General features: G+C 46.2%; 10 protein-coding genes and 1 pseudogene. 7 read left to right on the forward strand and 4 right to left on the reverse strand.

The features are described from left to right. On the forward strand, positions 1-195 hold a 195-nt coding region (locus RMO27_RS04875; protein ID WP_309729805.1), incomplete at its 5' end, for a hypothetical protein. Between the two features lie 40 nt (positions 196-235). Here RMO27_RS04875 and RMO27_RS04880 read toward each other — a convergent pair. After that, a pseudogene (locus RMO27_RS04880) lies at positions 236-784 on the reverse strand (IS1 family transposase). A gap of 86 nt (positions 785-870) precedes the next feature. Here RMO27_RS04880 and RMO27_RS04885 point away from each other — a divergent pair. The 5 genes from RMO27_RS04885 to RMO27_RS04905 all read left to right on the forward strand — a co-directional run bounded on the left by RMO27_RS04885 (position 871) and on the right by RMO27_RS04905 (position 4072). Further along, on the forward strand, positions 871-1056 hold the full coding sequence (locus RMO27_RS04885) for a hypothetical protein (RefSeq protein ID WP_309729808.1): 186 nt from the start codon (positions 871-873) through the stop codon (positions 1054-1056). Between the two features lie 246 nt (positions 1057-1302). Further along, complete coding sequence (locus tag RMO27_RS04890) at positions 1303-1590, forward strand: hypothetical protein (RefSeq protein WP_309729811.1); 288 nt, start codon at positions 1303-1305, stop codon at positions 1588-1590. Next, a complete protein-coding gene (locus tag RMO27_RS04895) occupies positions 1575-1928 on the forward strand; it encodes a type II toxin-antitoxin system PemK/MazF family toxin (protein WP_309729813.1) in 354 nt (117 codons plus the stop codon). Before RMO27_RS04890 ends, RMO27_RS04895 begins: the two co-directional genes overlap by 16 nt. Next, the gene (locus RMO27_RS04900) at positions 1925-3205 is read left to right on the forward strand and encodes a dihydroorotase (RefSeq protein WP_396133614.1); all 1281 of its coding nucleotides are present in this window, start codon (positions 1925-1927) and stop codon (positions 3203-3205) included. Before RMO27_RS04895 ends, RMO27_RS04900 begins: the two co-directional genes overlap by 4 nt. Before the next feature lie 195 nt (positions 3206-3400). Continuing rightward, positions 3401-4072, forward strand: coding sequence for a hypothetical protein (locus tag RMO27_RS04905; protein WP_309729820.1), 672 nt, complete (start codon positions 3401-3403; stop codon positions 4070-4072). Between the two features lie 45 nt (positions 4073-4117). Here RMO27_RS04905 and RMO27_RS04910 read toward each other — a convergent pair whose 3' ends face one another. Continuing rightward, positions 4118-4564 (reverse strand): DUF3592 domain-containing protein, encoded by a 447-nt coding sequence (locus tag RMO27_RS04910; RefSeq protein ID WP_309729823.1) that lies wholly within the window; start codon positions 4562-4564, stop codon positions 4118-4120. A 12-nt stretch (positions 4565-4576) separates the two neighbouring features. Beyond that, on the reverse strand, positions 4577-5032 hold the full coding sequence (locus tag RMO27_RS04915) for a DUF3592 domain-containing protein (RefSeq protein ID WP_309729826.1): 456 nt from the start codon (positions 5030-5032) through the stop codon (positions 4577-4579). 222 nt (positions 5033-5254) lie between these two features. On the opposite strand from RMO27_RS04915, the gene RMO27_RS04920 reads away from it, so the two are divergent. After that, positions 5255-6028 (forward strand): HEAT repeat domain-containing protein, encoded by a 774-nt coding sequence (locus RMO27_RS04920; RefSeq protein WP_309729829.1) that lies wholly within the window; start codon positions 5255-5257, stop codon positions 6026-6028. 35 nt (positions 6029-6063) lie between these two features. Here the strand turns inward: RMO27_RS04920 and crtL are convergent. Next, positions 6064-7204: lycopene beta cyclase (gene crtL, locus RMO27_RS04925; protein WP_309729832.1), on the reverse strand; the 1141-nt coding region annotated here is incomplete at its 5' end.

Genomic DNA, 7204 nt, shown 5'->3' on the forward strand with positions numbered 1-7204 from the left:
GGCTCCCAGACTCGCTCTCGTCGAACCGACTTTTCACAGATCGATAAAACAGGCGATATTCAAAAAGTCCAACCTGCTATAACCGTTATGGCTAGACGGTTAGATCCAAAGCGATCGAAAATGGATAAAGTCGAGCTTAGAAGATTGACTCGATCGGATGCTTTGACTTTAGTCAAGTCGGCGTTGCTGAATTGAGGTGTGATTTAGCGATCGAGTCTAGTGAAAACCGTCTAATTCATAGGACTCGATTGCCAGTTAAATGATTGGCTGAATAAGGGATCGGAACATCCCAAAATTTAAGATAGTGAACTAGCAACTTAACTGAATGTGCAAGCATATCTTTAGACTTAGAATAACAATGGTTTAAAAGTTGCTGCACTATGGTCACCTAACACCCACCCTAAAATCCCTACTTGGAAGTGGGTAACTGCCGTCCAGAGCCAGATTTTGTTTTTTTTGACCCAACAAATGTTTCTAACTCATCGAGTTCTCCCACTAATGGAATTGTCTCTGGTGCATAAGCATTCGGAAGCAATTTACCTACTTGTTTAACCCAATTAATAATACTGGTATGATGTGCCCCTTTTATTCGCTCGATTGCTCTAAATCTCATCCCATTTACATACATTTTCAGACATTCACGTTTAACCTCTCCTGAATAGCCCTGTTGTACTTTATGACAGTCTATGAATTGCCTGCCACAATCAACACAGATATAATTCTGTTTGCCTCTTTTACGCCCATTTTTATTGACATGAGTTGATTTACATTCTGGACACTTTATTGACTCTAGTTCGACTTTCATTATTTTCTAAATTTTTCGCTCGATCTCCATATCATACCGCAATTCAGCAATGCCAGGCTCTGTATATGCCTGCCATTGTTGCCCGTCGCTATAACCCGTTTATTCAGGTTTTTTGTGACCGTCTTTTGGATAATGGTAAGTCGAAAATGTCGATGATTGGTGCTGCTATGCACAAACTTCTCCGCCAGGTCTTTGGGGTTCTGAAATCTCAGCTCCCTTTTGACCCCAATTTTCTTTCTCTTCCCTCTTGACTCTCAAGACAGTATCTACAGGTTGTTGGTGGGTTTTAAGGATGAAAAATGATGATGTTGTCGATCTCGATCGATAATGTCTTGAAAATTAAATAATTAGGTTCATCATTTTCATCACAGTGGAGACAAGATCGAGGAAGTATTGGAGTAAGCACCCGAATGGGAAACCAACTTGTCTTCGATCGACGATCTCGATTAAAATTGATAGGCTGAACACGATCTAATCAATTTACGGCAAAAAATGTCATGGACAGATCGATCGCCCAATCCGCTATTCTACGAGAAGTGTGGGAGCAAGGATGGCAAAATGGTTTAACCCAAGTTGCGCTCAATATGCTGCAAGCTAAGATCGATCCCGTTCAAGTTGCCACACTGACAGGATTGTCTGCCGATCGAGTCAATTCAATTTATCTAGAAGCTACTAACCTAGAAAATTCCTCTCAATTAGTTCGAGACTGGCAAAATCTGAGCGAATCATCGCTAGCAGAAGTATGGCTGGATGAGGAGGAAGACAAAGCTTGGCAAGATCTCTAGAGAATCTTCAACAAGGATCGGTAGTATCTGTGCTATTTCCTGTTTCTGATGCTTCGGCAATTAAGCGAAGGCCAGCATTTCTGCTTGCACCATCAGATCGCCATAACTTTATCTTTTGTCCGATTACTAGTAAATCCGGTCGAACTGATGAGATTGAGATAACAGATCTAGACTTTCAGAGTGGTAGACTCAATATCAGTCCTTGTTATATCAGACCGAATGTGATTGCTACTATCAATCGAGATAACATTATTCGCCAAATTGCTCTACTCAACCAATCAAAAATCGATGAAGTTGTCGATCGGGTCATCATAGTTCTTCAGAGATCTTTTGAATGATGAACCAATTATTTCAACAGGTTAGAGTATTAGACCCAATCGCGCCTATAGACCGAACAGACCGAGTCACCGACGTATTAGTTATCGATGGCGTAATCGAGGAAGTTTCACCTACAACTCAACTGCCAACGGATTTAACCATTATCCCAGCTCAAGACCTGATTCTCGCCCCAGGATTAGTAGATTTATACAGTCATAGTGGCACGCCAGGGCATGAAGAACGAGAAACGATCGAGTCTTTACTGCTAGCCGCTCAAGCTGGGGGATTTGTTTCGGTCAATATTTTACCCGATACTTTGCCAGCACTCGATCGAGCCAGTAGTATTATCAGTCTCGATCGTGAGTATCGACAAATTGTAGCCCACATCCCCAATTGCCCTCAGCTCGGCTACTGGGGGGCACTGACAGAAGGCGCGGCTGGCAAAGCGATGACCGAATTGGCAGAGCTGGCGACGGCGCAAATTACTGGCTGGGCAGATGGACATGCGATCTCCAATCTTGCGCTCACCCGTCGCTTACTGGAATATCTCCAACCATTTAAACTGCCGATTGCGTTGTATGCTTGCGATCGCCAATTACGCGGCGATGGGATTGCTCGTAAGGGAATTGCCGCGATCGAGTATGGATTGCCCGTCGATCCGGTGAGTAGCGAGACTGCGGCACTGGCGGCGACGATCGAAATCATCGCCGACATTGGTACCCCTGTCCATCTGATGCGGATGTCTACCCGTCGCGGTGTCGAACTAATTGCCGCTGCCAAACAACGGGGGGTGCCGATTACGGCAAGTACCACCTGGTTGCATCTCATTGCCAATACTAGCAGCCTCAAAAATTATGACCCCAATTTCAAGCTCGACCCGCCTTTAGGCACCGCAGACGACCAGCTTGCCCTGATTGAAGGCATCAAAACAGGGGTATTGGATGCGATCGCGATCGACCATCATGCCTATACCTATGAAGAAAAAACTGTCGCTTTTGGCGAAGCCCCACCAGGGGCAATCGGTTTGGAGTTGGCGTTGCCGTTGTTGTGGCAACATTTAGTCGTTTCGGGTCAGCTATCGGCGATCAAATTATGGGCAGCACTGAGTACCAATCCCGCTCAGTGTCTGCATCAAGCGGCTCCCACTCGATCGATCCTGTTCGATCCGCAACAAACTTGGGCGGTGACGAGCGATCGGCTCAATTCGCTCGGACACAATACCGCATGGCTGGGTCAAGAAATCATTGGCAAAGTAAATTGTGAGTACTCTTTAACGACTTTTTTAGCAAGTAAGTAAATCGCCAAACTTGAGATTAGATTGTTTCTATTAATTATTAAAATATTTAGATTGATGTATAGATAGGTAGAAACGATCGGGAGTAAGAAGTAGAGATTTCCATACATTTAGCGAATAGTTGAATCTAGTGTCAAATGCTAGACTGTCAATATCACATTCAATTTTGATGTGGTATGAGGTATGGAGTCTAAAATCATGTTCAAACAATCCGTTTCATTAGTGCTATTAACACTATCGCTAGGTAGTTTAGCTAGTTGCAGTAGCAAAGTTGCCGATCGACCTGTAGATACTGTTAAATCTGCTCCTGCTAAGATTAAACCAGCAACAACCGGAGCCATAACCACTGCGAATAAGCCGGCTAGTGTGCTAGCAATAGCTCCCGCTGGAGTAACGCTCGAAACCGATCTCCAACAAGAACTTTCGAGTGGTAAAAATCGGAACAATGAGAAATTTACCATCAAAATCAAAAATGGTTCTGTGAGTAAATATCCAGCCCTGAAAGATGCCACGATCGAAGGACATTTGGAAAATGTTACTAAAGCAGCTAAAGGCAAGAAAGCCCAGATGAACTTGACCTTTGATAGTGTCAAACTCAAAAACGGTGACCTTTTGCCGATCGAGGCTACTTTAGTCAATACTCAAGTCGAGACCAAAACTAAAGGTCAATTTCTCAAAAATGCTGGAATTATTTTGGGTGGAACGATCGCCGGTAACTTTGTCGGTGATAAAACTAAATTCAAGCATGGTAAATTAGCTGGTGCCGCTGCTGCAACTGCATTTGTCCTATCGAGTCCTGGTGGCGAAGTCATCCTGAAAAAAGGCACGGATCTCCAGCTCAAACTCAAGTCGAAGCTCGATCCAAATTAATTTTTAGCAACTTTCAGCATAGGTTGATAATTCCTGTCTCAATACCTATGCTGCATTTTTCAGTAAGAAACCCACTCCAACAAAATTCAAAAATCCAGTAAAGAACATCCAAAATATCGTTAACCAAATTGGAATATGTCGATCAAGCACGGCATCTGCTGGTTTGCGAGGATTATAGTAAACGGTAACGACACCTCCGGCTGGATAAAGGAGGAGATCTCTTCTGACAGCACGTTCGGAAGTAGGCTGATACGTACAAAAAGAGTATCGATCGCTAACATATCGATGTCCTTGCACTGTATAAGCATAGCGGACAGACAAGACATAGCCACCATCAGATCCACTTTCGACAATACTTTCGAGCATTTCGCCCCTCGTTGAGAGCCATTGCTTCGACTCTTGTTGACCGATCGATATCGATAGTAAATATGCTCCCGAACATAATGCCAAGAATAAAACAATCAAGCCAGCCGTCTGGTTGCTAATCTCCATAATTATCGATCGTTATTTGATGGCAGTGGTTATTAATGAATTGCGTAGCTCAGTGACAACTGGTGCCAGCATTCCCGCTGACATCAATAGCAACATAAAATACCAACCTATTGGTACATATCGATTGAGGACAGCATTCCAAGGTTTTCTTGGGTCGTAGTAGACAGTGATCGTGCTGCCAACTAAGTAGGGTAGCTGTTGTGCCATGGCATTTCGCTCGGAGGCATAACCGTGTCCGTAAAAGTCAAACCGATTGCTGATGTAACGATCGCCGTTGACCGAGTAAGTATATCGAACATTCAAACTGTAGGTTTTGCGGATGTTCAGATCCACACTACTCTCAATTACTTTCCCTTGCGTCTTCGGCCAGCGTTTTGACTGCTGTTGATTGTTCCAAGCTTGGAACACGATATTTGCAAACAATAGTGAAAATAGGCCAAAAATTAGCATTCCGAGATTGGGATTCATGGCAACAGGATGGAGATCGATGACGCTGGGCGAAACTGGAGTCTGATGACTTAGGCCGAGCCAGGGCTGAGATTCAAATCCTGGCCACCCACTTTGATATAATGCCCATAACAGTCGATTTGAGATCGATCTTTAACTATTGCCAAGGCGACGAGATCGTGGCGAGTAGATTTAGAGCTTGAGGCTGGATTTTGGGCATGGGCATAGGCTAGAGTATTTATTATGGTTTACGAACGAGATCTCAACTTCCTGGAGGATGATACCGATCTAGAGAGTCCGGTGGACAATCTGGATACTTTGGCTGTGTTGGATGCCAATCCAGAACCGCTCCGACCCGATCCAGATGCCATGCTGCCGTTGCTGACGCATTCAGTTCCCGCCCAACGGATGCTAGCGGCTAGAGCTTTTTGTGAAATTCAAGATGCCAGAGCGATTCCGGCCTTAATCCACCTCCTCACCGACCCCTGCCCACTGGTGAGAGTAGCGACTACCTATGCACTCGGACGAAATCCCAGCCCCGACGCTGTCGAACCCTTGATTTATCAACTTGATCGCGATTGGAATGGCTACGTCCGTAAAGGGATTGTCTGGGCACTAGGCAACTGTAAAGATATTCGCGCGCTCAAGCCATTGTTGCGATCGCTCAAGGTGGATATTTCGGCAGTGCGACTCTGGGCAGCTAGTGCCTTGGGACAAGCTGCCGATCTCAGTTATGAAGCTGTAATTGCCACCATTCCGCCGATTATTGAAGCGTTGATTAATGACCCCTTAGCCGCAGTCCGCAGCAACTGTGCGTGGTCGTTGGGGCGATTGTGTCGAGAATTGCCATCGAATGTGGTTTATGCCACTGCTGTCGATGCGCTGATCCAAGTTTTAGAAGAAGATTGCGATCTGGGGGTCAGAGATGATGCCAAAGCGGCTCTACTGAAACTGGGCGATACGCGGGGCATTCAAGCGATCGAAAATCTCGAATCGGAGTCAGAGTTAAATCTGTAAAGGTATTGCTGGATCTAGGGATTTAGATTTATACGCTATTTACCAACGAGCGGTAAATTGGGACTAATTGTCGTGGAAGTAACAGCTAGTGGCGATTTTGCTGCTTGGAGGCTGATAAATTGCCAGAAGAGATTGCTTTCCCAACCGGGAAATTGCATCAAACCCCAGCGCAGGGAATTGGGTGCGATGGCAAATAAGCGCACCATCGCGGCAATCAATTCTGGTGTCGATAGACTGTCGGCCAAAAATCCCGACCATTGACTTTGGGGCAGACTGAAGAATGTATCCAAATGCTGTTTTAACATCACCTCATCGAAGCGCATTAACTTCTCCAAACCAAACCGATAGAGATAGTAATTGCGCAGGCGATCGGGATTCCAGAGCTGCCGCCATGCCGCACGAGCGATCGCGGCTGGCTCGGCTTGGACATCTTGGAGTGCGGTGGCAATGGCTGCGGCCAAGCCAGGAGCGCGGCGCAGCAACGCCCCAACCAGATAACCCGAAGCGGGGTGTACCATACTCGCTGCACCGCCAAAGGCCACCACAGATTGATGGAGATCGGGCAGGGGTAACGTCATCGGAAAGATGCAGCGTTCCACCTCGTGGACAGCTGTTACCTTGATGCCGCGTGCGGCCAATCGCTGGTGCAAGCGTCGCTCTAGCAGCTCGAAACTTACTGGGGGTGCCATCGCCAGCGATGTCTCTTCAACAAAATAGACATCATCGCCAAGATCCATCGCATATAAAAAGGTCGGCGGCTCATTGGCGCGTTCGGTGGCTGATAGATGCTCACTGCGAAAATCCTGATGCACGAATTGTTGCGGATTTACAGGAGGTTCAGAAAAATGACCGACGATACCGTAGGCAGTTTGAAAGGCGATCGCGCCCCGATCCTTCTGTCGCTTGACAAACATCGGATCGTGGCCGCTGGCATCGATAACCAATCTAGCGCGGATGGTTTCACCCGTCGGAGTAGTGACGATCGAGCGTTCGAGATCGTGCTCGATATTTGTGGCCTTGCCTTGGTGCCATTCCACTCCCCCTGTTTCGCATTTGGCCAGCAGATGGTTTTGCAGCTTAACTTTATCAAATAAACCATAGGCGCGACTGTGATTGACTTCCCCTTTGCCGAAATGGGAGACACAATTTTCCCAACAATGACCTAATAATTCCGTC

The sequence above is a fragment of the Chamaesiphon sp. OTE_75_metabat_556 genome, assembly GCF_031378165.1.
Taxonomy (GTDB): Bacteria; Cyanobacteriota; Cyanobacteriia; order Cyanobacteriales; family Chamaesiphonaceae; genus Chamaesiphon.

Bases quoted from the DNA above. Each gene is read 5' to 3' on its own strand.
- RMO27_RS04885 (WP_309729808.1), top strand. From the start codon at position 871: ATGCCTGCCATTGTTGCCCGTCGCTATAACCCGTTTATTCAGGTTTTT.
- RMO27_RS04905 (WP_309729820.1), top strand. From the start codon at position 3,401: ATGTTCAAACAATCCGTTTCATTAGTGCTATTAACACTATCGCTAGGT.
- RMO27_RS04900 (WP_396133614.1), top strand. From the start codon at position 1,925: ATGATGAACCAATTATTTCAACAGGTTAGAGTATTAGACCCAATCGCG.
- RMO27_RS04910 (WP_309729823.1), bottom strand. From the start codon at position 4,564: ATGGAGATTAGCAACCAGACGGCTGGCTTGATTGTTTTATTCTTGGCA.
- RMO27_RS04915 (WP_309729826.1), bottom strand. From the start codon at position 5,032: ATGAATCCCAATCTCGGAATGCTAATTTTTGGCCTATTTTCACTATTG.
- RMO27_RS04890 (WP_309729811.1), top strand. From the start codon at position 1,303: ATGGACAGATCGATCGCCCAATCCGCTATTCTACGAGAAGTGTGGGAG.
- RMO27_RS04920 (WP_309729829.1), top strand. From the start codon at position 5,255: ATGGTTTACGAACGAGATCTCAACTTCCTGGAGGATGATACCGATCTA.